The organism is Bradyrhizobium sp. 179 (genome assembly GCF_023073535.1).
Lineage (GTDB): Bacteria > Pseudomonadota > Alphaproteobacteria > Rhizobiales > Xanthobacteraceae > Bradyrhizobium.
In genome coordinates, this window is record NZ_JADPJR010000073.1 from 15,198 (window position 1) to 37,038 (window position 21,841).

Here is a 21,841-nt window from a genome sequence, read left to right on the forward strand (position 1 = left end):
TTAGCTTTCCGTCCTGGGATTGATGCATCTTCTGTCGTGGAAATATATGATTCAAATCAACTAGATAAATCAGGAAAGGTGATAACCGTCCTTGGCACGTACCTTGCTGATCCCTATTCCCAGCAGAATCATAAGCTTGTCAGGGGAGGTCTGATGAAATTGCAGCAGGGAAGGCAGGAACTGGCGCGGCGTGGCTTGCCGGAGGTGGATGCTGCGACGGTCGATCGTTTTCTGAATACGACCGACGAGGCCCGCGCCATCGCCGTGTTGCTGTCGGCAGGAGACCCCGCGCGTTTTCCGGAGGCGACCGACGTCGCGGTCGTGCTGCCGGAGCTGATCGAGGCATTCAAGGGGCGGTTGCGTGCCGCGATGATCGCCCGCGGTGCCGAGAGCGAACTCGGCCAGCGTTTTGGCGTACGCGTGCAGCCGACGCTGATCTTCGTCGCCAAGGGCGAGACACTCGGGCTGATCGCGAAGATCCAGGACTGGTCGATCTATGTCGACCGCATCACCAAGCTGATCGACCGTCCGCGCGGCACGCGCGCCGTTGTCATGACAACCGTCGTTCCCCAACACCGCCAAGGTGTCGAACTGTGAAAGCGGGTTTCTGGACTGCGCCCGAGGGCGCGGAGCAGCCGATCAACGTGTTTCCGATCGGCGATGAGAACCTGAACGCGGCCAGCGGCAGTCTGACCGCGGCCGGTGCCTTGGTCAAGCTTGCCAAGCTCGACAGCGCGGAACTCGCCAGGATCTGCTCGAACGCCATCGAGCTGTTGTCGAAGGTGGCCGCAGCGATCGCGAGCCAGAAGGCCGACATGCCGACGCAACTGTTCCGGCTTGGCAATCTCAACGATCTCGAGCGCAAGCTGATTGCCGACGTGATGGGCGAGGGCGAAGTGGCCGCCGTCGTTGCGCTGCCCGATGGATCATTGGCGCAGATCCAGGAATCTGTGCTGGCCGGGATCTGGCGCGTGCGGCTCGACGCCAATCACGAATATCTCGAGGTCGGGCCGATCCCGGAGATCGTGAAGCGCGCGGCTGCCGATCTCACGGCTGCGGATTTCGAGATCGGGCAGGCCCCCGAAGGTGCCATGAACGTGCTGCCGGTGCTTGCGGAAATCCGCGAGCGGGCGCTCGCATGGCGGCCGGGCATCCGCTCGCAGATCATCAATTTCACGCTGCTGCCGATGAGCCTGGTCGACATGAGTTTTCTCCAGGACACGATCAAGAACGGGCCGATCCAACTGGCTTCTCGCGGCTATGGTAGCTGCCGGGTGCTCTCCACGGGCATCCGCAATGTCTGGTCGGTGCAGTTCTTCAACGCCATGGACGCCATCATCCTCGATACGCTGGAGGTCGGCGGCGTGCCGACGGTGGCGATTGCGGCTGACGAGGATTTCGAGGACTCGGCTGAGCGGCTTCAGGAGATCATCGAGGCCTATTTCAAATGAGCGGGTTCGAGAAGCGCCAGGACGTCGCCGATGTCACGCGGCTGGAATGCGGCATCTGCTGGACGATCTATGACCCCACTGATGGCGACGGGGTGGCACAGATCGAACCCCGCACTCCGTTCGCGGCGTTGCCGGAAGACTGGCGCTGCCCGAACTGCGACTCTCCAAAATCCAAGTTCATGGCGATCGAGTCATGACGGCTGATGCGCAAATTCCTGCCAGCGCCGCCGACGCCGACGCGTGGGGCGAGCTCTTGGCAGGAAGCTATCGGGAGATCGGCGAGCGCGCGATGCGCGATCTGCCGATCTACAACGACGCGCTCGGCGTCGAAGCGGTCGGTTTCCGCTGGTTCAACGGCACGACCACCGGCATCATGGTCACGCCCTGGTTCATGAACGTGGTGATGCCGGCGAGCGCGATCGCGCGGGATACGTCGGGCCCGAGCCTGCGAATCCGCTTCCCTGCGGGCGATATCGAATTCACTCTCAGCGAGGTCGGACAAATGGGCCTGATCGCGAGCTGCTCGCTGTTCTCGCCGATGTTCCAGTTCGCGGACATGGTCGCCGCGCGGGCGACGGCCGAAGCGACCCTCGCCGAGCTGATGCTGCCGGCCGACAGCGAGGAGGCGGTCCGTCGTCGCGAGCCCGCAACAAGCCCGATCGATCGGCGTAACTTCCTGCGCGGTGTTCTGACGGAGCGGTGCGGATGAGTCTGGCCTTCCGCAACGAGATCGACATCACGGTGTGGCTCGCCGGCGGCACGATTGCCGACGTCGCGATCCGGCCGCGCAGCCGGCCGCCGTTGACGCGCTTGTTCGCGGGAAAGCCGGCCTCGTCACTGCCGTCGGTGCTGTCGCGTCTGTTCTCCCTGTGCTCAATGGCGCATCAGGTAGCTTTCCTGTCCGCGGTCGAGGCGGCGCGGGGCGAGCATGCCAGTCTCGAGATCGAGCACGGTCGCGTCGTCGCTGTCGTCGCCGAACGCCTGACCGAATTGTTGCGCGGCCTGTTCGTTGGCCGTCTCACGCTTGACGGCGCCGGCGCCGCAGCCGTTCGTGCCATGATGGAGGCCACGGCCGTTCTGGGTGGCAGCATCGCCGAGCGCGGGGAGGCGGTCTCGCGCCGTGAGGCGGTGGCGAAGATCAGGGCATCGCTCGCCGCGCTCGGGATCGCGAGCGAGGAGCAAACCCCCGGGGCCGGCAGCGCGCTGGCGGTACATCTTGCGAATTTCGATGGGCATGCCTTGCTGCCGCCGGTGGTCGAAGAGTCATCCCTGTCGGCAGCCGACGATCTCGAAATCGTTATGCGGCTGCTTGCCGATGGCGCGATATTCTCCGATGCGCCTGATCTCCATGGCCGGATTCCGGAGACCGGCGTCTGGGCACGGCGGGTTGGGCGTGAGCCGATCCTGCCGCCGGGCGCGGGGCCCGCCGAGCGTCTGAAGGCGCGGATCGCGGAAGTGGCGCGGCTCTGCGCCTTCCTAGAGGCGGACGATGGGACAGTCGAGGACGCCGTCCTCCAGAGCTACCGGCTGGGGACCGGCAGAGGCGCGGGTGCCGTCGAATGCGCGCGGGGCCGGCTGTATCATGCCGTCGAGCTCGACGATGAAGACCGCATCGTCCGCTTCGAATTCTTGGCCCCGACGGAGTGGAATTTCCATGCCCGCGGGCCGTTGGTTCGCAGCCTCCAGGGATCCGTTCTCGCCGGGGGCCGGCAGGGGCTGCATGCGGTCCGCACGCTCGTCAGCTCGTTCGATCCGTGCGTCGGCTTCAGCCTCAGCTTCCGCGAGATCGGCCATGCATGAGATAGCGCTGTGCGAAGGAATCATCGAGATTATCCAGGAGGAGTCGCGCAAGCGCGCCTTCGCTAGGGTGAACGTCGTGTGCCTGGAGATCGGTGCGCTCAGCCATGTTGCGCCTGAGGCGATGAAGTTCTGCTTCGAGGCCGTCGCCGCGCCCACCATTGCGCAAGGGGCAAGGCTCGAGATCGTCGAGACGCCGGGGGCGGCCTGGTGCATGGCCTGCTCCAAAGGCGTCGAGATCAAGCAGCGCTATGAGCCATGTCCGTCCTGCGGCAGCTATCAATTGCAGGCGACCGGCGGCGAAGAGATGCGCGTGAGGGAGCTGGAGGTCGATTGATGTGCACGGTATGCGGTTGCAGTGATGCCAAAGCATCCATCGAACACACCCATGATCATTCCCATGATCATTCCCATGATCATTCCCATGAGCACGATCATTCGCATCATCATGGGCACAGCCACGACCATCACCATCATCATGATCACGCGCCCGGTGATAGCGGGCTGGTCGATTGCAGCGCCAATCCGGCAGGCCAGCAGATCGCCGGCATGAGCAGCGACCGCATCATCCAGGTCGATCGCGACATTCTCTGCAAGAACAATCGGCTCGCCGCCGACAACCGCGCGCGCTTCCGAACCGACGACGTGCTCGTCTTCAACCTGGTCTCGAGCCCCGGCGCCGGAAAAACCTCGCTTCTGGTTCGTGCCGTGTCCGAGCTGAAGGACAGCTTTCCGATTGGCGTGATCGAAGGCGATCAACAGACCTCCAACGATGCCGAACGGATCCGCTCGACCGGCGTGCCGGCGATCCAAATCAATACCGGCAAGGGCTGCCATCTCGATGCCGCCATGGTCGGCGAAGCCTATGAGCGCTTGCCCTGGCTTAACGGCGGCATCCTCTTCATCGAGAACGTCGGTAATCTCGTCTGTCCCGCGGCGTTCGATCTCGGCGAGGCCTGCAAGATCGTGGTGTTCTCGACCACGGAAGGCGAGGACAAGCCGCTGAAATATCCGGACATGTTCGCAGCCTCCTCTCTGATGCTGATCAACAAGATCGATCTTGCGCCCGTACTCGACTTCGATCTTGCAAGGACGATCGAATATGCGCGCCGGGTCAGTCCGAAGATTGAGGTTTTGACGGTGTCGGCGTGCTCCGGTGAGGGTTTTGCGGCATTCTATGCCTGGATTCGCAAGCGGATTGCACAGATGAAGCCGACCGAGATGGCCGTGTCGGGATCAGCATGAGCGGCGAGGCCATGGCGCGAGACCGAACACGGCTGCGCCTGCAGGTGCGCGGCGCCGTGCAGGGCGTGGGCTTTCGTCCCTACATCTACGGCCTCGCCGCGCGCTATCGGCTCGGCGGCTTCGTTGCCAATGATCCCGGTGGCGTGGTGATCGAGGTCGAGGGCGACCGCGCCGCCGATTTTGTCGATGCGCTGCCGCTGGAAAAACCGCCACTGGCTCGGATAGACGAGATTTCCGTGCAACCGGTCGGCATCACCGAAAGCGACGAGTTCCACATCCGCGTCAGTGAGCAGGGCAAGGTCTCGACCCGGATCGCCGCCGATGCCGCGACCTGTCCGCAGTGTCTGAGCGAGCTGTTTGATCCGGCGAGCCGCTTCCATCTCTATCCTTTCGTCAATTGCACCCATTGCGGCCCGCGCTACACCATCGCCGAGCGGCTGCCCTATGACCGCCGTACCACCGCGATGAGACGCTTCGCGATGTGCACGGCCTGCGCAGCAGACTATGCCGATCCGGCGAGCCGTCGCTTCCACGCCGAAGCAATTGCCTGCCCGCGCTGTGGGCCAAGGATCAGTCATGATACCAAGCAGATCGCCACTGCGATCGCTGATGGAAGGATCGTCGCGATCAAGGGGCTCGGCGGATATCAATTGCTGTGCAATGCCCGTGAAGATGCGGCTGTGTGGCGTCTGCGGCGCCGGAAGCATCGCAATCAGAAGCCGTTCGCCGTGATGGTCGGTTCGACGGATGTGGTCGGCGAGATCGCTGAAATCGATGGGGTCGGGCTCGCGCTGCTGGAATCCTCGCCGCGGCCCATCGTGCTGATGAGATCCCGCGATATGCTCCCGCCCGCGATTGCGCCGGAGCTGTCGCGGATCGGCGTCATGCTGCCCGTCGCGCCGCTGCATCATCTTGTGCTGAAGGCGCTCAATTCGGCGCATCCGCGAGCGGACGGCGCAAGTTGGGCGATCGTGGCAACCAGCGCCAATCCTGGCGGCGAGCCGCTGGTGGTCGTCAATGACGAGGCCAAACGGCGGCTTGCCGGCATCGCCGACCTGATCGTCACGCATGACCGCGACATCGTCACCCGCGCGGACGACTCTGTCGTGTCGGTGGTCGCGGGCCGAGCGCAGTTCATCCGCCGCGCCCGCGGCTATATTCCCGAGCCGATTAGACTCGCGAAGTCCGTCCCGTCGGTGCTTGCGGTCGGCGGCGCGCTGAAGTCGACGGTCACCGTCATCCGCGGCAACGAAGCCTTCGTCTCCCAGCACATCGGCGATCTCGACACCGCGGAAGGCATTCGCTTTTTCGAGGAGACGGTGGATCACCTGCTCTCGACGCTGGACATCGAGCCGGTCGTCATCGCCCATGACCTGCATCCGAACATGGCCTCGACCCGTTTCGCCGAAGCCAGCGGGAGGCGGCTGATCGCGGTCCAGCATCACCATGCCCATGCGGCATCCGTGATGGCGGAACATGGCGTCGCAGGGCCAGCGTTGGCGCTGGTGCTCGACGGCTTCGGCTATGGCAGCGACGGTGGCAATTGGGGCGGCGAGTTGCTCTCGTGCGATGGTGCACGCTTCCGGCGGCTCGGACATCTGGCGCCGATGAAGATGCCCGGTGGCGATCGCGCGACGCGCGAGCCGTGGCGCATGGCCGCGAGCGTGCTGCACGCCTTGCGGCGCGGCGACGCGATTGCGAAGCGCTTTGCGATGCAGCCGCAGGCTGCGCGTCTCTGCGCTATGCTCGACCAGCCCGGCGTGGCGACGACGACCAGCGCCGGCCGGCTGTTTGACGCGGCGGCGGCGCTGCTTGGTCTGTGTCCGGTGCAGAGTTACGAGGGCGAAGCCGCAATGAAGCTGGAAGCGCGTGTCCGCACACCGCGCCTCGCGGAGGACGGCTGGACGATCGAGAATGGCGTGCTGTCTCTTTTCCCCTTGCTCGAGCGCCTTGCGGTCGATCCGGTCGATGGGGCCGACCTCTTCCATGGCACCTTCGCCGCCGCCTGCATCGACTGGATCGCGCGCGCGGCACTGGAGACCAGCGTAACGACCGTCATCCTGAGCGGTGGCTGCTTCCTCAACGCGATCCTCGCAAGCGAGATCGGGCGCGGCTGCGTCGCCGCCGGGCTCTCGCCGTTGCTGCCTCGCCAGGTGCCGTCCAATGACGGCGGCCTTAGCCTCGGGCAGGCCTGGGTCGCCGCGCTCCAACTCCTCGAACAGCAAGGCCCGGAAGGAAACGCCTGATGTGTCTCGCGATACCTGCTGAGGTCACAAAGCTCCTGCCCGACGACATGGCCGTCGTCTCGATCGATGGCGTCAGCAAGGAGATCTCGGTGGCGCTGATCGAAAACCTCGCCGTCGGCGACTACGTGATCATCCATGTGGGCTACGCCCTGACCAAGATCGATCCGGAGGAGGCGCAGCGGACGCTGGGGCTGTTGCGTGAAATCGGCGCCGAAAGCCGGGAGGCCGCGCAATGAAATATGCCGACGAGTTTCGCGACAAGGAGATCGCGCTGGGATTGGCGAAGGCGATTCGCTCGGAGGCCGATCCGGAAAAATCCTATCGTTTCATGGAATTTTGCGGCGGCCACACGCATGCAATCTCCCGCTACGGGCTGGAGGACATGCTGCCGAAGAACGTGCGGATGATCCACGGCCCCGGCTGCCCTGTCTGCGTCTTGCCAGCGGGACGCATCGACATGGCGATCCGGCTCGCCGAGCGGCCGGACGTGATCCTTTGCGTCTACGGCGACCTGATGCGGGTGCCGGGCTCGCAGGGTGGCTCGCTGCTGAAGGCGAAGGCGCGCGGCGGCGACGTCCGTATGGTTTATTCCACGATTGATGCAATCCGTGTTGCGGAAGAAATTCCCGGCCGCGCGGTCATGTTCTTCGCCATCGGCTTCGAGACCACGACGCCGCCGACCGCCGTGATGATCCGGCTCGCTGAGAAGAAGCAGCTCAAGAACTTCAGCGTGTTCTGCAATCATGTGCTGACGCCGCCGGCGATGCAGAACATCCTGGAAAGCCCCGATATCCGCAATATCGGCCGCGTCGAGATCGACGGCTTCGTCGGGCCGGGCCATGTCTCGACCATCATCGGCACCGAGCCTTACGAGTTCTTTGCCGAAGAATTCGGCAAGCCGGTGGTGATCGCGGGCTTCGAGCCGCTCGACATGATGCAGGCAATCCTGATGCTGGTGCGGCAGGTGAACGAGCACCGGCATGAGGTGGAGAACCAGTATAGCCGCGCAGTGACCCGTGACGGCAATCTGCGCGCCAAGGAGGAGGTCTGCGACATCTTCGAGCTGCGCGATCAGTTCGAGTGGCGCGGTCTCGGCCTAGTGCCTTATAGCGGGCTCAAGCTGAAGCGGGCGTACGCCAAATACGACGCCGAGGTCCGCTTCGACATGAACGAGCTTCGCGTTGCCGACAATCCGGCCTGTGAATGCGGCGCCATCCTGCGCGGCGTGAAGAAGCCGGTCGACTGCAAGCTGTTCGGCACGGTGTGCACGCCGGAGACGCCGATGGGGTCCTGCATGGTCTCGTCCGAGGGTGCATGTGCGGCACACTGGACTTACGGCCGCTTCCGCGATCATCAGCAACGGCGCGCGTCATGAAAGCCCATCAGCGCAAGCTCGACATAAGGAACGGCTGCGTCGACCTGTCCCACGGATCCGGTGGCCGCGCGATGTCGCAACTGATCTCGGGCCTGTTCCACGAGGCCTTCGGCAATGAATGGCTGGCGTGCGGCAACGACCAGTCTGCGTTCGATGTCGGCGCCGGGCGCATGGTGATGACGACCGACGGCTATGTGGTCTCGCCGCTGTTCTTTCCGGGCGGCAATATCGGCTCGCTCGCCGTGCATGGTACGGTCAACGACATCGCCATGGCCGGCGCGCGGCCCCTCTATCTCTCAGCGAGCTTTATCATCGAGGAAGGTTTTCGTTTCTCCGACCTGAAGATGATTGCGGATTCCATGGGCGAGGCTGCGCGAGCCGCGGGCGTCTACATCATCACCGGTGACACGAAGGTCGTCGAGCGCGGCAAGGCCGACGGCCTGTTCATCTCGACAGCCGGGGTCGGTGTCGTGCCTGCCGGGCTCGACCTCTCTGCTGGGAATGCCCGCGTCGGCGATCGTGTCCTGATCTCTGGAACGCTCGGGGACCATGGCGTCGCCATCATGTCCAAACGCCAGAACCTCGCTTTTGAGACCGAGATCGTCTCTGATTCCGCGTCGTTGCATGATTTCGTGGCGAGCATGCTGGCGGCCGGCGGCAAGGGCATCCGTTTGATGCGCGATCCCACCCGCGGTGGGCTCGCCGCGACGCTGAACGAGATCGCCCAGCAGTCCGGCCTCGGCTTCCGACTTCAGGAGGCGGCGATCCCGGTGAAGCCAGGTGTTGCTGCGGCCTGCGAACTGCTCGGGCTCGATCCGCTCTACGTCGCCAACGAAGGCAAGCTCGCAGCGATCGTGGCGCCCGAGGTTGCAGCAGCCGTGCTTGCGGCGATGCGGGTGCATCCGTTCGGCCGTGATGCCGCCGAGATCGGCGAGGCCGTGGCAGACGACCACCATTTCGTGCAGATGGCGACGAGCTTTGGCGGCGGAAGAATCGTCGACTGGCTGTCGGGCGAACAATTACCTCGGATCTGTTGAGGCTCAGGATGCGCATTCTGCTTTTGTCGCATTCCTTGAACAACCTGACGCAGCGGCTGCATGTCGAACTCTGCGAGCGTAACCATGAGATCTCGGTCGAGCTCGATATCCATCCCGACGTGACCCGCGAAGTGTTGCGCTGTATCCGCCGACCTCGTTATCGCGCCGTTCTTGAAAAGGCCGATCCCGGACGATGTCTGGCTGGCGTGCGTTGCCTCATCGTGCACCCCGGCCCGCCAGGTGACCGCGGTCCTGCGGCTCTCGACCGGGCCATTCTCGAGGGCGTCGCGGAGTGGGGTGTCACGGTGCTGCAGGCGGATGGCGAGTTCGACGCCGGTCCGATCTGGGTCTTGTCGGCTCGAGCGATTGCGCTGGCTTTCTTCCCTAACCACGGACACGCTGCAGACCGCGTTCAAAGCGTCATTCCGCTGCGATGATTTCAAACAATAATCGCCGTTGGCAATCTCGCCCATCTTGCCTCTGTCTCATCGAATGCAGGCGGGGGCTCCCAAGGCGGGATTCGATCTGCTCCGCATGCTTTTCTGACGAAGGCAGGCGCTTCGGCTTCGCCAAAGCAGCCTTCAAGTTTACATCTCACCGACCTCATAGCCAGGGGATATCGGATCTCGCCAGTTAAAAAGACTGGCGCACCCTGCGCCAGGCGATGCAGCTATACGCGCCCTACTGGCTCGATCTGTTGATTTGCGCCGAGAATGCGGGTCAGAGCGCAGGATTTCACAGTTAAGACCCTGTTTGTTGCATCAATTAAGATTCAGGTATCGTTAGGTTCAGCAGTCACGGCGAAGCACTCAAATTGAATGTTCCGGTCGCCAAGGAGGGCGCACTCAGACTCTTGCGCCAATCGTGCGCCGAGAGGCTTGGCATTGTCGTCCCGTAGGTCAGTGCTGCGGTGAAGAAGATGCAGGAGGCACCCACGTAACGCCGACAGGAGGCGAGAATGCACGATAGCTCTTATCGTTCCCAGCACGGTTCAGTAAAGTTCTGCGCAATGTGCGGTCGAAGGTTTGGGCTCGTACGCTACTACAGCTGGCGAACGGCACTTTGCTCCAAGAAATGCGTCGACCGGTTCAGGGAGCGGCGGGAAGCCGACCATAAATGGCTTCGTCGGTTGCGGACGGCTTGAGACTGGCGAGATCAGTCCACAAATCGATGATATGCAGTCGGCCGTAGGTTCCCTCGCAATCCAGAAGATCGGCGGGATCATAAGCCGGGTCTCGGAAATCTCATGGCGATCCCGTCTGCAGTTGAGAGCAGGGGGTAGCCAGCCACGCAAAGGCATTTCCCGAAACGTGCAGCAGGGAGCGTAAGGCGGCAATGGCATGCATTGCCGACGTCAAACGCGGCGCAACGGACGCCTGTTCGGCTTTAATCCAGCTGCTTGTCTTGGCACAGAGGCGGTCCAACGACAGCGGCGACTGAAGACCCGAGTCGAGAAGTTCCTGATGATGGTTCGCGTACCCTAAAGCTGCCTAGTAGGCGCTTCCACCGTCCTGAAGGAAGATCAACGGGCAGCACAATCCGAAATGAAGGAATCAAATGGATACAGCTGAGACTTCGTCCGAAGTTGCGAGCGCAAACATCATCACTGTTCCGTTCGAGGAGAGAAACCAGATCTCAGAGACCAGGAGACATTGTCAAACATTGCGACGGAGCATCGAGAGTTTGCGCGAATGTCTCAGGACCATTGAGAGCATGACTGGGAGCGTTGATGACCGGCGCGTGCGCGAGAACCTTCAATGCCAAATAAACTCGTTGAATGAACTGCTGCTGCTGAGGCTTAGTCAATTATCGACGATTGATCACGCGTTGCGGCAAACGCTTCGCTCTATCGGGTTGCGGAGCCCGTAGATCGAAACGGGTCCTCGCGTTCAATGCGAGGGCCTGTTTAGGGCCAGGACCTCCGCGAAGGCTGCTTGAGCGCAACTCGAGGAATTGATTTGCACGATCAACCCAACCCCTGACGAGCCTTGCGCTCAGTGCTCTTGAGCAGTTCAGTGGAAGTCATCATAGACGCTCGATCCGAACCGGCATACGCTGCGCGGCAAGCTGATCATCAGCCTGCCGTTTTGCATGCGCTGAATAAATGTGCAGCATCACTGCTTCCATGCCTCTAACTTCAATACCCGTCTGGCCCGGCGGAGCTTTCTCCCAATCCGCGATTCTGTGCTGAATCATCCACTTTTTGACCTTACCCAATTTTACCCAACCTGAGTTCGAAAAGCCGGTTACGACGGAAGAATGACCGCTAGCGTTCCCGCCACTGCGGCCTTTCGGATGAGGAGGGCGCGTGGTTTACGGGCCAAAGAGCCCATCGGAGGGGATCATGCCAAGGAAGCTCGCCGCTGGTTGCGGCCATTCTGCCGATTTTGTCAGAAAAGCTCTTATATGCTGCACGCTTTTGGCCGGGTCGGCCATGACGTCTACCCACGCCAAGGCGGACGACATCAACTGGCGGCAGTTCGAAGGTGCATCGATCGTCTGGGCCTACGACATTCATCCGTACGCCGACGCGGTCGCAGCCCAGCTGCCTGAGTTCGAGAAGCTCACCGGCATCAAGGTGACGCCGGAGCTTTATCCGGACGACGCATATTGGAATAAGCTGACGATCCAACTCAGCACGAAGTCACCAAGCTGGGACGTCGTGGGCACGGGGATTCAGCCCGCTTGGGATCTCGCGCCGGGCCAGTTGCTTGAGCCGCTCGATCGATATCTGAACGATCCAAAACTCACCGCTGCAGGCTATGATTACAAGGACTTCTTCCCTGCGCTGCGGGATGCCCTGACCTGGAAAGTCAAGGAGGGCCAGATCGAGCCCGGAAGCGGGCAGGTTTGGGCGATCCCGCATGGTTTTGAGAACATCCAGCTGTTCTACCGTAAGGACATCCTCGACAAGTACGGCCTCAAGGTTCCGACGACCCCGCCAGAGATGTCCGCGGCGTGCGAAAAGCTGAAGGCTGCGGACGGCGCGATTACGCCGTTGGGCGTGCGCGGCGTCCGCTTTTGGAGCAGCATCCACACCGCCGCCATCTCGATTGCCAAATCCTACGGCGTACATGATTTCCTCATCAAGGATGGCAAGCTCGAGACAGGTCTGGAGTCGCCAGAGTCGATCGCGTTCCACAAGGACTATGTCGACATGATCAGGAAATGTGCGGCTCCGTCCTTTGCCAACGACAACTGGTACCAAGTGGTCGATGGTATCAACTCAGGACGAACCGCGATGGCGATCGATTCCAACATGTTCGGGTTCTGGAACGACGTGGCCGGCAAGCCAGCCTCGGGGAAGATCGCCTTCGCACCCTCCTTGCGTGCTCCGAACAGCAAGAACTTCGAATCCAACATCTGGATCTGGTCGCTTGCGATGAACGCTTCTTCCCAGAAGAAGGGTGCGGCCTGGCTGTTCATCCAATGGGCAACGTCAAAGCAGGTCGAGCTGAATGGTGCCGTTGCCGGCAAGCTCGTCAACCCTCCGCGCGCCTCCACCTGGGCCGACAAGGCTTGGCTCGAATATGCGGCCAAGCCTGAATTCAACAACTTCGTCGTCACGTTCAAAAGCGTGCAGGAGAGGGCAGCATTGGCCTTTACGCCCCGGGTAGGCTTTGCCGAAGCAATGAATGCTTGGGCGGTTGCCATGCAGAAGATGGTCAATGGAGCCGATGTAAAGACAACCTTGGCTGACCTCGCATCAGAGATCCGTTCTTCTATGTGAAGCATAAGCAAGGGGCGGCAGTCGTAATTGCCGCCTCTTCACATGTTAAAGGTCAATGAGATGGACCTTCGAGGATCCGACGGGATCGCGACACTGCAGTCTTCGACCAGCCAACTTGCCCCATCAAAACATGAGGCGGCAAGGGGCATAGAGGAGGCGCGTCTCGACTGGCGGAGCATTGCTGCGATCGCTCCTGCTATCATCATATTGCTCGGATTTCTTTTCCTGTTCTTCTATGGCGTGTTTCAATCGTTGACTGACCTCAAGTTTGGGCGGCCGCTGGTCCGCTTCATCGGCCTCGACAATTACGCAGCCCTGATCAAGACAGCCGATTTGTGGAACAGCGTCCGCGCGACCGTTGTTTACGCCGGATCGGCGGTATTTGTGCAAGCCGCGCTCGGTCTCGCACTTGCCAAGCTGTTCGCCACGGAAGTCTTCCTTGCGCGCCTGATGAGGCCCGTCATTCTCCTGCCTCTCGTCCTACCCCCAATGAGCGTCGCGCTCATGTGGACGACGATGATGGACCCGCAAAGCGGGATCATGAACTATCTGCTGTCCCTTGCCGGCATCAGCCGTTTTGCTTGGATTTCAGACCCTGCGACCGCAATGTTCTCGCTCGTCCTGATCGACGTTTGGACCTATACGCCGTTCTTCGCGTTGATCATTTTTGCCGGCCTGCAGGGTATAAATGATGAGATCAGGGAGGCGGCGCGCGTCAATGGCGCGAAGGGATGGGCAATCTTCCTGCACATCGAGCTGCCGCTTATCGCTCCCTACATTCTGATCGCCGCGGTGTTTCGGTTGATCGAATCCCTCAATCAATTCGACATCATCTTCGGCACAACGCAAGGAGGGCCCGGCAACAGTACCGCCGTGCTTTCAGTGCGCGCCTACATTACAGCGTTCCAGAATCTCGCCTTCGGGCGTGGGGCCGCAGTTATGGTGGTCAATTGGATGATCGTGCTGGTCGGGACGTTCGCCATGGTTAAGCTGTGGCGCTTCGTTCGGCAGCGCGTCAGCTGAAAAGGCAACACATGCGCTTCAGACGTTCGACTGCCACCAATCTGGTCCTGAACCTGCTCGTCGGACTGTGCGCATTGATCCTGGCCTTTCCACTTGTCTGGATCGTGATGATGTCGTTGAAGCAGCAGGCCGAGGTCATGGCCTGGCCGCCGAGTTTCGTGTTCTCGCCGACATTGGACAACTTTCGTGTCTTGTTCGATGTGGCGAAGGCGGGGGCGACCAGCTACGGAACCATCAAAGTCGATTTCCTGACACCGATCACGAACAGTGTCGTGATAGCGCTCGGCTCCGTTCTCGTCTCCTTAGCTGTGGGAGTTCCTGCGGCGTACGTTCTGGCGAGGCGGGATATACCTTTCAAGGAAGATATCGCCTTCTTCATTCTTGGATTTCGCTTTGCCCCGGTGTTTCTGGTCGTCATCCCGCTCTTCAGCGTTTTCCAGACGGTCGGACTGTATGACACCTATCTCGGCATGATCTGGGTCTATCAGGTCGTCACACTGCCGATGATGGTTTGGCTGAGCCGCTCCTACATTGAAGACATCCCAAAGGATATCGAGGAGGCAGCCGCGATGGATGGCGCGAGACCTTTCCGGGTCATGTTGCATATCGTGCTGCCGCTCTTGAAGCCCGGCCTGATCGGTGCCTCGTTGCTCATCTTTCTGCTTGCCTGGCACAACTTCGCGCTCGGTCTCATCCTCAGCTCGACCAAGGCGCCGGTGACGGTGGCTCTTCTCAAGCTGCTCAACCCCGGCGTGCAGTTCTACCCTGTCATGGCCGCAGGGTTGGTCCTGACAATGATCATTCCCGTCATTTTGATCGTTATCGGCCAGCGTCACCTCGAACGTGGCCTCACCTTCGGTGCCGTAAAATGAGTGTCAGGCCATTGATGTTCTTTGGAACGACAAATATCGATCTCTGCTTCAGTGTCGAGCGACTGCCAACGCCGGGTGAAAGCCTAATGGGCACATTGACCCGCAACCCTGGAGGGAAGGCCGCCAATCAGGCCGTTGCCGCTGCCCGGCTCGGGCTCAAGCCACACTTCTACACGCGTCTTGGCGATGACGAAGCCGGGCACTCCCTGTTGCAGTCGCTGCGCGAGGCCGGTGTTCGCGCGGATGCCATCAAGATCTGTGCGGGCGAGATCTCTGGTTCGGCCATGGTTATGGTCGGTGACGACGGCTCCAATATGATTGTCATCGACCCTGGCGCCAATCTGAACGTGACGCCAGATATGATCGAGGGCGCGGCGCAATTCATAGAGCCCGATGCGATCGTGGTCGCCGAAATGGGCATGCCGATCGGAGCGCTCAATCGGCTCTTCGAAATGAAATGCGAGAAGGGATTTAAGCTCATCTTCAACCCGGCGCCGGTGCGGCCGGGGCTTTCATCGGCGGCCTGGCGAAGTGTTGATTTCGTGACGCCGAACCAGGCCGAAGCTTTTGAGCTGACGGGGATCGAGGTGTACGACTTCAACAGCGCCGCGCACGCAGCCATGAGGCTTGTTGATCTCGGGCCGAGTGCCGCGCTGATCACCCTGGGTGCACAAGGCGTATACTATGCCGATGCGGAAACGTCTTTTGCGCTTCGGGCCTTTCCCGTCAAGGTGATTGATACCACGGCCGCGGGAGATGCTTTCAACGGAGCGTTCGCCGCATCACTCGCCCAGCGGCTGCCGTTAAGGGAAGCAGTGAGGAAGGCGCTGGCCGTGGCCTCGCTTTGTGTGACACGGCGCGGCGCTCAAAGCTCCATGCCGAGCGCGGAGGCGGTTGACGAGTTTCTGAAGTCACAAACGATCTTGGAGTTGGAATGACTGAACAGTTCTCAGTTTTAGGTAGAACGGTGCTCGTGACCGGAGCCGGCGGCGGCATCGGGTCTGCCATTGTGAATGCATTTAGGGCAGGAGGGGCGAACGTCCTTGCCACTGACACCAACCTTGCAAACCTCAGAGACACTTTGGCAAGCTTGCGCTATGGCAACGGCGTCCTGCCCATGGCAATGGATGTCACTCGCGAGGAGGACGTCGCCCGGGTCCTCGATGAGATTGCCAAGAACTTTGGCCGGCTCGATGTGCTGGTCAACAACGCCGGCATCAAGTCTGCCCAGCCGCTCCTAAAAGGCAGTGCCGCGACGATCGAGCGCACCATCCAGATCAATTCGGTTGCTGTTCTGCGATGCTCGAAATTAGCGATCGAGCGCTTCATGCAAGCCAGGGGAGGCCGCATCGTCAACGTCGGTTCCTCACTGTCCTCACAGGGGGCAGTCTTCAACTACCAGGCCGGTGGCGCCGACTATTGCTTGTCGAAGGCAATCGTTCACGACGTTACCAAACTGCTTGCCTATGAATGCGCGCCCCTCAACATCAATGTGAACGCAATCGCGCCCGGAATCATCGATACGCCGATGCATGGACGTCCGCGTGAGGAGACCGAAGCTCGCCACAGCGGCCGGATTCCCTTGGGGCGGGTCGGGGTGCCGGAGGATATCGCAGGTCTTGCCGTCTTTCTGGCAAGTCCTGCAGCTTCCTATATGACCGGGCAGATCGTTCACGTGAATGGCGGGATGCTGATGAATGGCTAACACGGGCTTTCGCATCAACTGGCCGCCAATAGAAGGCATCATTTCGGATCTGGATGGCGTGGTCTATCGCGGGAGTGCTGCGATTGCCGATGCTATCCAGGTATTTGGACGATGGCAGGCGGCGGGACTGCCGTTCTGCTTCGTGACAAACAATTCAACGCACACGCCAGAGGACGTCGTCCGCAAACTGGAGGCGTTTGGCCTTGCCATCGCGCCGACAAACGTTGTTACGAGTGCTGTCACCGCCGCCGAACTCCTCCGCGCGAAATACCAGGACCTTGCGCGTGTATTTGTCATCGGCGCGCCATCCCTCGTGAAGGCTATCGCCGACATCGGGCTCGAGGTCACCGATCGGAAACCTGATGCCGTCGTCATGGGGCTGGACCGTCAGATCACGCATGAAAAGATGCGGATTGCGGTGGAAGCGATTTTGGACGGAGCGGTGTTCATCGGTACCAACCCCGATCTCCTCTTGCCGACCGCAGGAGGTTTCGAGCCCGGAGCTGGCGCGACGATCATGGCCGTGGCTGCTGCCACGAAAGTTGAGCCCCTGATCGTTGGTAAGCCCGAGCCGCACATGATTGAGACGGCACTTGCGCGCCTGGGCACCGCTCGCAGTGCCACATTGCTGATTGGCGACCAGATTCCGACGGATATTCAGGCCGGGAGCCGTGCAGGGTTGCTGACCGTGCTGGTGACCACCGGCGTTCCGCCCCGAGAGGATTCATCACTGATGCCGCCCGATTTCGTCGTATCCAGTCTGGCGGAGATCGAGGTGGCGCCGGCGCTGGTTGGAAGCTCGCGACAGAGGAGAGCGTGATGGCCGATGTTCGTTTGGAAGGCGTGAGTAAAGCGTTCGGGACCATCCAGATCCTGCGGAACATCGACCTGACCATCGATCATGGCGAATTCGCCGTCTTCGTTGGACCATCGGGCTCGGGCAAGTCGACGCTGCTACGAATGATCGGAGGGTTGGAGCGCATCAGCGGTGGTCGGCTCTTGATCGACAATGGGGTCGTCAACAATGTTGACGCGGCCGACCGTAACCTCGGCATGGTATTTCAGAGCTACGCTCTCTATCCGCACATGACGGTGCGAGAGAACCTCGCCTTTCCCCTAAGGATGGCCAAGGCTGCGAGGGCCGAGATTGATACCAAAGTCGTTGAGACGGCATCGCTGTTGCAGATCAATCATCTGTTAGATCGTAAACCTCGACAACTTTCAGGGGGACAGCGCCAGCGGGTGGCCATTGGGCGCGCGATTGTACGCGAACCCAAGGTGTTCCTGTTCGATGAGCCGCTGTCGAACCTTGACACGGAATTGCGGGTGCAGATGCGGGTCCAGATTGCCAAGCTGCACAGGCAGCTTGGAAACACCATGATCTATGTGACGCACGACCAGGTCGAGGCCATGACGATGGCCGACAAGATTGTCGTGCTCAAGGACGGCAATATTGAGCAAGTCGGAAGCCCGCATGATCTTTATCACAATCCTGCGTCCCGATTTGTGGCGGGATTCATTGGCTCGCCCAAGATGAATTTTCTCAACGGCCACATCGAGGCTGCACACGAGGCGGGCCTGGACGTCAAACTGGACGCGGGGACGACGGTCTCCGTGCCCGTCCAGCCGGATCAATTGCTCGTCGGCAAGCCGATCACGCTCGGAATTCGGCCTGATGATTTCTCTCCGTCTTCGGCGGTGAGGAAGGAGATCGCAATCGAACTCGACGTCGATTTTGTCGAGCATCTTGGCAGCGTCACATACATCTACGGCAACGCTGGAAATGAAACAGTGGTTGCAAAGGCGTCAAAGGCCGAGCCCCCCAGGGGGCTTGGCAAGGTTCGTCTTGCAGCCTCGCCTGTGGACTGCCATCTCTTCATGGCGAACGGAAAGGCGCTGCGACGGTTGCACGCGCCCGCAAATTGGGGCTAGTTATTGGACCTGCCGTGCAAAAAGCGGGGCCGGTATGCACACGCGGGCGGACCAGGTAAGGGGCGGCGGGATCAGGCAGTTCTTCCGGAACTCCCGTTCGTTTGTGCTGGGAGCGGGAATCGGATCGGGCATGACCGCAAGAGCGGCCGAACGCGCGGGCGCAGATTTCGTGCTCGCGCTTAATGCTGGTCGTTTTCGGGCGATGGGCGGATCGTCACCAGCCTCGATTCTTCCAATACGCAATTGCAATGAATTCGTGGCCGGCTTCGGCAGAACCGAGATCCTGCCTAGCACGAAATTGCCGGTGTTTTTTGGAGCCTGCACCTTCGATCCGCAGCTTGATATCGACCGGTGGCTTGAGCGCATCATCAGATGGGGCTTTTCGGGGGTCACCAACTTCCCATCTGTCATCCATATCGATGACTACAGGAGGTCACTGCTTGAGAAATGCGGCCTTGGCTACGAGCGGGAAATCGAGCTCTTGGTGAAGGCGGCAAAACGCGGCCTGATGACGATCGCCTATACGCGCACCCAATCCGAGGCAAGGCGCATGGTTGAAGCGGGCACTGAGGCCATCTGCATCAACTTCAATCTCAACCGGAGCATCGAAACCGGATCTGCCCCATCGATCAGCCTCGCGGAGCTTGCCGCGCGTGCCAGCGCCGTTGCGCGTGTGGCTCAATCGATTGACAGAAACGCTATCTGCCTGCTTGGCGGCGGGCCAATAACCAAGTCTGACGAACTCTTGGAGATCTGTCGCGAAACGGGTGTCCAGGGCTTTATCGGCGGCTCTTCGCTCGACCGTGTCCCACTGGAAATGTCAGTCCTCGAGGTGACGTCGGGGTTCAAGACCATTCACTTGTTGCGGGAGAAGGTCGATCTCCTGGAGCGTCAGCTTCAGTTAAGTGGGTTCAGACATGGGGTGATCGCACAGTCCTCAGTCATGAAGCGCACCCTGGAGACCGCAAGACGCCTTGGTGCTAGTCCCAACCCTGTGCTCGTTTGGGGCGAGACGGGATCAGGGAAGCGGAGAATAGCAAGCCTCGTTCATTCCTTTAGCGACCGGAAGCACGTGAACGCGGCGCTGTTTCATTGTCGTCGGGGCCTCGCAATCGATATGATCGGCGCGCTGTTCGGCGCCGAGGCCGATGAGAACAGGAGACGCCAATTGTCGCTCCTGGAAGGCGCAAGCGATTCTGCGCTCTTGCTGACGCATGTCGATCAGCTGTCGCGAGATGGGCAAGAACGTCTTGCCGACTATCTCGAGACAGGTACTTTCACGCCGCTGAACGGCGCATCTCTTGTAAGGTCAAACGCCCGGATCATCGCAACCGTAACGGTGGCTCGCGGAGCAAGCTTGGAAAGTGTTCTATGTCCCCGCCTTCTTGCCTTCTTTGCTGGGCTCGACATAGAACTACCCGCTTTGCCAAACCGGCTGGAGGACCTTCCGCAGCTCATCCAACATTTCACGGTGGAGGCGAAGGGAGTTTCGAACGCGCAAACGCTCGGGATAGAAAATTCTGCATTCCTGGCGCTCGCCGGCCATTATTGGCCGGGTAACTTGAGAGAATTACGCCAGATCGTCAACCAGCTGGTAATGCTGCCAGGTACCCATATTACAGCTGATGTCCTAAAGCCCCTTTTGAACGCGTCGTCACCCGCTAAGCCCATAAGTGCACTTTCCGAACGCGAGTGGATCATCGACGGTTTGAAACGCAACAGGCTTCACCGCGGAAAGACCGCCCGCTCGCTGGGGCTTTCAAGAAAAACCCTCTACAACAAGATCAAGAAGCTGCGGATATTGGAATAGGCTACTGCTCCTCACGTCCTTTCGGTCCTCACGTCTTTCGTCCCTGAGGCTTCGAACCGGTGCCCTCCAGGAGCGTGTACTTCGGCAACGACGATGCCTGGTCCTTAAAGCTTACCAGCTCCATCTCATCGCCAATTGCGTGGTTGAGAGCTTCTTCCGGCAAATGGATGATACCGAAAAGATGCGAGCCAAGTCGCCGCTCTGCCGCTGTGATCTGGGAATCATCACTGGCGGTGAACAAGGTCTTAAATCCGAGGCTCGCAAACCATTCCATCCGTCGAAGTTCGAGCTCCTGTCCGGTATCAACCGGCCTGCCTGCCGTCGACCGGTCAATGAGGGACGCAGGTGGGAAGTTTATGACCCCCGTGATCCCGGCAGCTTTCAACAAATCGGCAAGATCCTCCCAGCACGAGAAGGGATCGATCATGACGAGCCCCGCATAGACATCAGCGGATGCTTCTTTGTGGAGACTGCGCAGGTCTCGCGAAAGGCAGTCGTTCCAGTCAATGACAGGCAAGGTTGCCATGACGAGTTTGGAGCCTTCTGGAAGGCTGCGCAAAGAGGGCGCATAGATTTCCATGCAGGCGCCCTTGGCTGTACCCGAAAGGTGCGAAACAAGCTTGCCGATCGCTGTCGCCTTCACCGTTTCTACTCAATCTTACCCGTTTGAACGTTTCACTGATCTTATAGGTGATTTCAGCCCCTCTACACTACTGTTGTTGGCCATTCGGGAAGGGTGAAGTCCTTTTCAACGAACACGTGTCAATGCCGAAATATTTGGCAGGCTAGTTCCGAAGAGAACCGAAGCCCGACGGGACAACGTGGCGCCGAACGTTTAGCCGACTTCTTACCGAATGCGACGGGATCCGCTGGCAGACCGGTCGTCTGCTTTCTCCCTAGAACTTGAGCCGCTGTTGGAGAGATCCAGCAGCGGCATTTTTTAGCCGTTCGGCAGTGTCATCGGATCGGCGCGGTCACAATGTACCAGGATCTTTTCGCCTTCAAGGCCGTCAAGGACGTCGAAGCCATCGCAAGCCGCGCGGCGAATCATCCCGCCGGATCGCGACGTGATGCGGCAACTGATCGAACTTGCGGACGAGTGGTTTCGTGTGATCCTCATGTTTGCGGCGTCATCCGCGTGTAGGCAGGTGAGCGTTACGTCGCGGTTCCCTTGCGTTGGCGGCATATCATGTCGAGCGCCGGGAAGTCCTCGCGCCGAAACTCGCGTTGCTACGTTCTGCATAAAGAAGACATCCCCAAGTCCCCGCCGGGGCTCGCGGACCATCTCGCGGCGATGCGTGCTGCGGGGCCTTGCAAGGCTGGCGGCAGAGCGCGCGCTTTCCTCAGGAGTCATGCCACGGTCGACAACGCGCGCGTTCGCGCCATGATCGACATCGCGAGTGGCGACGCGGTCGAGCCCGGCGTGAAGGAGCCGATCTGCCGTTGCTCCTAGATTTTCCCGCACCCAAGCTGCGCTCCTACCTGAGAGACTGTTATAGCGAAAAAAAGCCCTCAACGCGCTAGGCTTCGCCAACAGCGCCTTGAAATACGTCTATGTCGTCCGGATCTTGATCCGCTTACATAAATTCGAGGAGGACTGCTGGCGCGCCAATCAAGG

At 60.5% G+C, this 21,841-nt stretch carries 22 protein-coding genes; 20 read left to right on the forward strand and 2 right to left on the reverse strand.

Annotated features, from left to right (window positions below):
- Positions 1 to 153 precede the first annotated feature (153 nt).
- Genes IVB12_RS18485 through IVB12_RS18540 form a run of 12 tightly spaced genes read left to right on the forward strand, consistent with a single transcriptional unit; the run spans position 154 to position 9,588 of the window.
- Positions 154 to 597, forward strand: coding sequence for a hydrogenase accessory protein (locus tag IVB12_RS18485; protein ID WP_247300996.1), 444 nt, complete (start codon positions 154 to 156; stop codon positions 595 to 597).
- Positions 594 to 1,451 carry a hydrogenase expression/formation protein gene (locus IVB12_RS18490; protein WP_247300997.1) on the forward strand — a complete coding sequence of 286 codons (858 nt, stop codon included), beginning with the start codon at positions 594 to 596 and terminating at the stop codon, positions 1,449 to 1,451. Before IVB12_RS18485 ends, IVB12_RS18490 begins: the two co-directional genes overlap by 4 nt.
- The gene (locus tag IVB12_RS18495) at positions 1,448 to 1,648 is read left to right on the forward strand and encodes a rubredoxin (protein ID WP_247277974.1); all 201 of its coding nucleotides are present in this window, start codon (positions 1,448 to 1,450) and stop codon (positions 1,646 to 1,648) included. Before IVB12_RS18490 ends, IVB12_RS18495 begins: the two co-directional genes overlap by 4 nt.
- Entirely contained in the window at positions 1,645 to 2,160 is a 516-nt protein-coding gene (gene hybE, locus IVB12_RS18500) for a [NiFe]-hydrogenase assembly chaperone HybE (protein ID WP_247277973.1), read from the forward strand. Before IVB12_RS18495 ends, hybE begins: the two co-directional genes overlap by 4 nt.
- Positions 2,157 to 3,251, forward strand: coding sequence for a nickel-dependent hydrogenase large subunit (locus tag IVB12_RS18505; RefSeq protein ID WP_247300998.1), 1,095 nt, complete (start codon positions 2,157 to 2,159; stop codon positions 3,249 to 3,251). The genes hybE and IVB12_RS18505 overlap by 4 nt, the downstream gene beginning before the upstream one ends.
- The gene (gene hypA / locus IVB12_RS18510; RefSeq protein WP_247277971.1) at positions 3,244 to 3,585 is read left to right on the forward strand and encodes a hydrogenase maturation nickel metallochaperone HypA; all 342 of its coding nucleotides are present in this window, start codon (positions 3,244 to 3,246) and stop codon (positions 3,583 to 3,585) included. Before IVB12_RS18505 ends, hypA begins: the two co-directional genes overlap by 8 nt.
- The gene (gene hypB, locus IVB12_RS18515) at positions 3,585 to 4,493 is read left to right on the forward strand and encodes a hydrogenase nickel incorporation protein HypB (protein WP_247300999.1); all 909 of its coding nucleotides are present in this window, start codon (positions 3,585 to 3,587) and stop codon (positions 4,491 to 4,493) included. The genes hypA and hypB overlap by 1 nt, the downstream gene beginning before the upstream one ends.
- Positions 4,490 to 6,739 (forward strand): carbamoyltransferase HypF, encoded by a 2,250-nt coding sequence (gene hypF / locus IVB12_RS18520; RefSeq protein ID WP_247301000.1) that lies wholly within the window; start codon positions 4,490 to 4,492, stop codon positions 6,737 to 6,739. The genes hypB and hypF overlap by 4 nt, the downstream gene beginning before the upstream one ends.
- Positions 6,739 to 6,975, forward strand: coding sequence for a HypC/HybG/HupF family hydrogenase formation chaperone (locus IVB12_RS18525; RefSeq protein WP_247301001.1), 237 nt, complete (start codon positions 6,739 to 6,741; stop codon positions 6,973 to 6,975). Before hypF ends, IVB12_RS18525 begins: the two co-directional genes overlap by 1 nt.
- Positions 6,972 to 8,114, forward strand: coding sequence for a hydrogenase formation protein HypD (hypD, locus tag IVB12_RS18530; RefSeq protein WP_247301003.1), 1,143 nt, complete (start codon positions 6,972 to 6,974; stop codon positions 8,112 to 8,114). The genes IVB12_RS18525 and hypD overlap by 4 nt, the downstream gene beginning before the upstream one ends.
- A complete protein-coding gene (gene hypE / locus IVB12_RS18535; RefSeq protein ID WP_247301004.1) occupies positions 8,111 to 9,151 on the forward strand; it encodes a hydrogenase expression/formation protein HypE in 1,041 nt (346 codons plus the stop codon). Before hypD ends, hypE begins: the two co-directional genes overlap by 4 nt.
- 8 nt (positions 9,152 to 9,159) lie before the next feature.
- Positions 9,160 to 9,588: a formyltransferase family protein gene (locus IVB12_RS18540; RefSeq protein ID WP_247301005.1), complete on the forward strand. Its 429-nt coding sequence runs from the start codon at positions 9,160 to 9,162 to the stop codon at positions 9,586 to 9,588.
- 1,588 nt (positions 9,589 to 11,176) lie between these two features.
- On the opposite strand, the gene IVB12_RS18545 is transcribed toward IVB12_RS18540, so the two are convergent.
- A complete protein-coding gene (locus IVB12_RS18545; protein WP_247301006.1) occupies positions 11,177 to 11,368 on the reverse strand; it encodes a hypothetical protein in 192 nt (63 codons plus the stop codon).
- Positions 11,369 to 11,495: 127 nt separating this feature from the next.
- On the opposite strand from IVB12_RS18545, the gene IVB12_RS18550 reads away from it, so the two are divergent.
- Genes IVB12_RS18550 through IVB12_RS18585 form a run of 8 tightly spaced genes read left to right on the forward strand, consistent with a single transcriptional unit; the run spans position 11,496 to position 20,223 of the window.
- Positions 11,496 to 12,881, forward strand: coding sequence for a sugar ABC transporter substrate-binding protein (locus IVB12_RS18550; RefSeq protein WP_247301007.1), 1,386 nt, complete (start codon positions 11,496 to 11,498; stop codon positions 12,879 to 12,881).
- 42 nt (positions 12,882 to 12,923) lie between these two features.
- Positions 12,924 to 13,904: a sugar ABC transporter permease gene (locus IVB12_RS18555; RefSeq protein ID WP_247301008.1), complete on the forward strand. Its 981-nt coding sequence runs from the start codon at positions 12,924 to 12,926 to the stop codon at positions 13,902 to 13,904.
- A gap of 11 nt (positions 13,905 to 13,915) precedes the next feature.
- Entirely contained in the window at positions 13,916 to 14,776 is an 861-nt protein-coding gene (locus IVB12_RS18560) for a carbohydrate ABC transporter permease (RefSeq protein WP_247301009.1), read from the forward strand.
- A 14-nt stretch (positions 14,777 to 14,790) separates the two neighbouring features.
- Positions 14,791 to 15,714, forward strand: a complete 924-nt coding sequence (locus tag IVB12_RS18565; RefSeq protein WP_247301055.1) for a ribokinase — start codon at positions 14,791 to 14,793, stop codon at positions 15,712 to 15,714.
- Positions 15,711 to 16,481, forward strand: a complete 771-nt coding sequence (locus IVB12_RS18570; RefSeq protein WP_247301011.1) for an SDR family oxidoreductase — start codon at positions 15,711 to 15,713, stop codon at positions 16,479 to 16,481. Before IVB12_RS18565 ends, IVB12_RS18570 begins: the two co-directional genes overlap by 4 nt.
- Entirely contained in the window at positions 16,474 to 17,301 is an 828-nt protein-coding gene (locus IVB12_RS18575; protein WP_247277958.1) for an HAD-IIA family hydrolase, read from the forward strand. Before IVB12_RS18570 ends, IVB12_RS18575 begins: the two co-directional genes overlap by 8 nt.
- Positions 17,301 to 18,413, forward strand: a complete 1,113-nt coding sequence (gene ugpC / locus IVB12_RS18580) for a sn-glycerol-3-phosphate ABC transporter ATP-binding protein UgpC (RefSeq protein WP_247301012.1) — start codon at positions 17,301 to 17,303, stop codon at positions 18,411 to 18,413. The genes IVB12_RS18575 and ugpC overlap by 1 nt, the downstream gene beginning before the upstream one ends.
- A gap of 34 nt (positions 18,414 to 18,447) precedes the next feature.
- A complete protein-coding gene (locus tag IVB12_RS18585) occupies positions 18,448 to 20,223 on the forward strand; it encodes a phosphoenolpyruvate hydrolase family protein (protein WP_256467119.1) in 1,776 nt (591 codons plus the stop codon).
- Positions 20,224 to 20,251: 28 nt separating this feature from the next.
- On the opposite strand, the gene IVB12_RS18590 is transcribed toward IVB12_RS18585, so the two are convergent.
- Entirely contained in the window at positions 20,252 to 20,866 is a 615-nt protein-coding gene (locus tag IVB12_RS18590; protein ID WP_247301014.1) for a hypothetical protein, read from the reverse strand.
- Between the last annotated feature and the right edge of the window lie 975 nt (positions 20,867 to 21,841).

Excerpts from the sequence above, each read along its gene's own strand:
- IVB12_RS18555 (WP_247301008.1), top strand. The coding sequence starts at position 12,924 with ATGTTAAAGGTCAATGAGATGGACCTTCGAGGATCCGACGGGATCGCG.
- IVB12_RS18495 (WP_247277974.1), top strand. The coding sequence starts at position 1,448 with ATGAGCGGGTTCGAGAAGCGCCAGGACGTCGCCGATGTCACGCGGCTG.
- IVB12_RS18540 (WP_247301005.1), top strand. The coding sequence starts at position 9,160 with ATGCGCATTCTGCTTTTGTCGCATTCCTTGAACAACCTGACGCAGCGG.
- IVB12_RS18575 (WP_247277958.1), top strand. The coding sequence starts at position 16,474 with ATGGCTAACACGGGCTTTCGCATCAACTGGCCGCCAATAGAAGGCATC.
- IVB12_RS18585 (WP_256467119.1), top strand. The coding sequence starts at position 18,448 with ATGCACACGCGGGCGGACCAGGTAAGGGGCGGCGGGATCAGGCAGTTC.
- IVB12_RS18570 (WP_247301011.1), top strand. The coding sequence starts at position 15,711 with ATGACTGAACAGTTCTCAGTTTTAGGTAGAACGGTGCTCGTGACCGGA.
- hybE (WP_247277973.1), top strand. The coding sequence starts at position 1,645 with ATGACGGCTGATGCGCAAATTCCTGCCAGCGCCGCCGACGCCGACGCG.
- hypE (WP_247301004.1), top strand. The coding sequence starts at position 8,111 with ATGAAAGCCCATCAGCGCAAGCTCGACATAAGGAACGGCTGCGTCGAC.
- ugpC (WP_247301012.1), top strand. The coding sequence starts at position 17,301 with ATGGCCGATGTTCGTTTGGAAGGCGTGAGTAAAGCGTTCGGGACCATC.
- IVB12_RS18550 (WP_247301007.1), top strand. The coding sequence starts at position 11,496 with ATGCCAAGGAAGCTCGCCGCTGGTTGCGGCCATTCTGCCGATTTTGTC.
- hypA (WP_247277971.1), top strand. The coding sequence starts at position 3,244 with ATGCATGAGATAGCGCTGTGCGAAGGAATCATCGAGATTATCCAGGAG.
- hypD (WP_247301003.1), top strand. The coding sequence starts at position 6,972 with ATGAAATATGCCGACGAGTTTCGCGACAAGGAGATCGCGCTGGGATTG.
- IVB12_RS18525 (WP_247301001.1), top strand. The coding sequence starts at position 6,739 with ATGTGTCTCGCGATACCTGCTGAGGTCACAAAGCTCCTGCCCGACGAC.
- IVB12_RS18560 (WP_247301009.1), top strand. The coding sequence starts at position 13,916 with ATGCGCTTCAGACGTTCGACTGCCACCAATCTGGTCCTGAACCTGCTC.
- IVB12_RS18505 (WP_247300998.1), top strand. The coding sequence starts at position 2,157 with ATGAGTCTGGCCTTCCGCAACGAGATCGACATCACGGTGTGGCTCGCC.
- IVB12_RS18485 (WP_247300996.1), top strand. The coding sequence starts at position 154 with ATGAAATTGCAGCAGGGAAGGCAGGAACTGGCGCGGCGTGGCTTGCCG.
- hypF (WP_247301000.1), top strand. The coding sequence starts at position 4,490 with ATGAGCGGCGAGGCCATGGCGCGAGACCGAACACGGCTGCGCCTGCAG.
- IVB12_RS18565 (WP_247301055.1), top strand. The coding sequence starts at position 14,791 with ATGTTCTTTGGAACGACAAATATCGATCTCTGCTTCAGTGTCGAGCGA.
- hypB (WP_247300999.1), top strand. The coding sequence starts at position 3,585 with ATGTGCACGGTATGCGGTTGCAGTGATGCCAAAGCATCCATCGAACAC.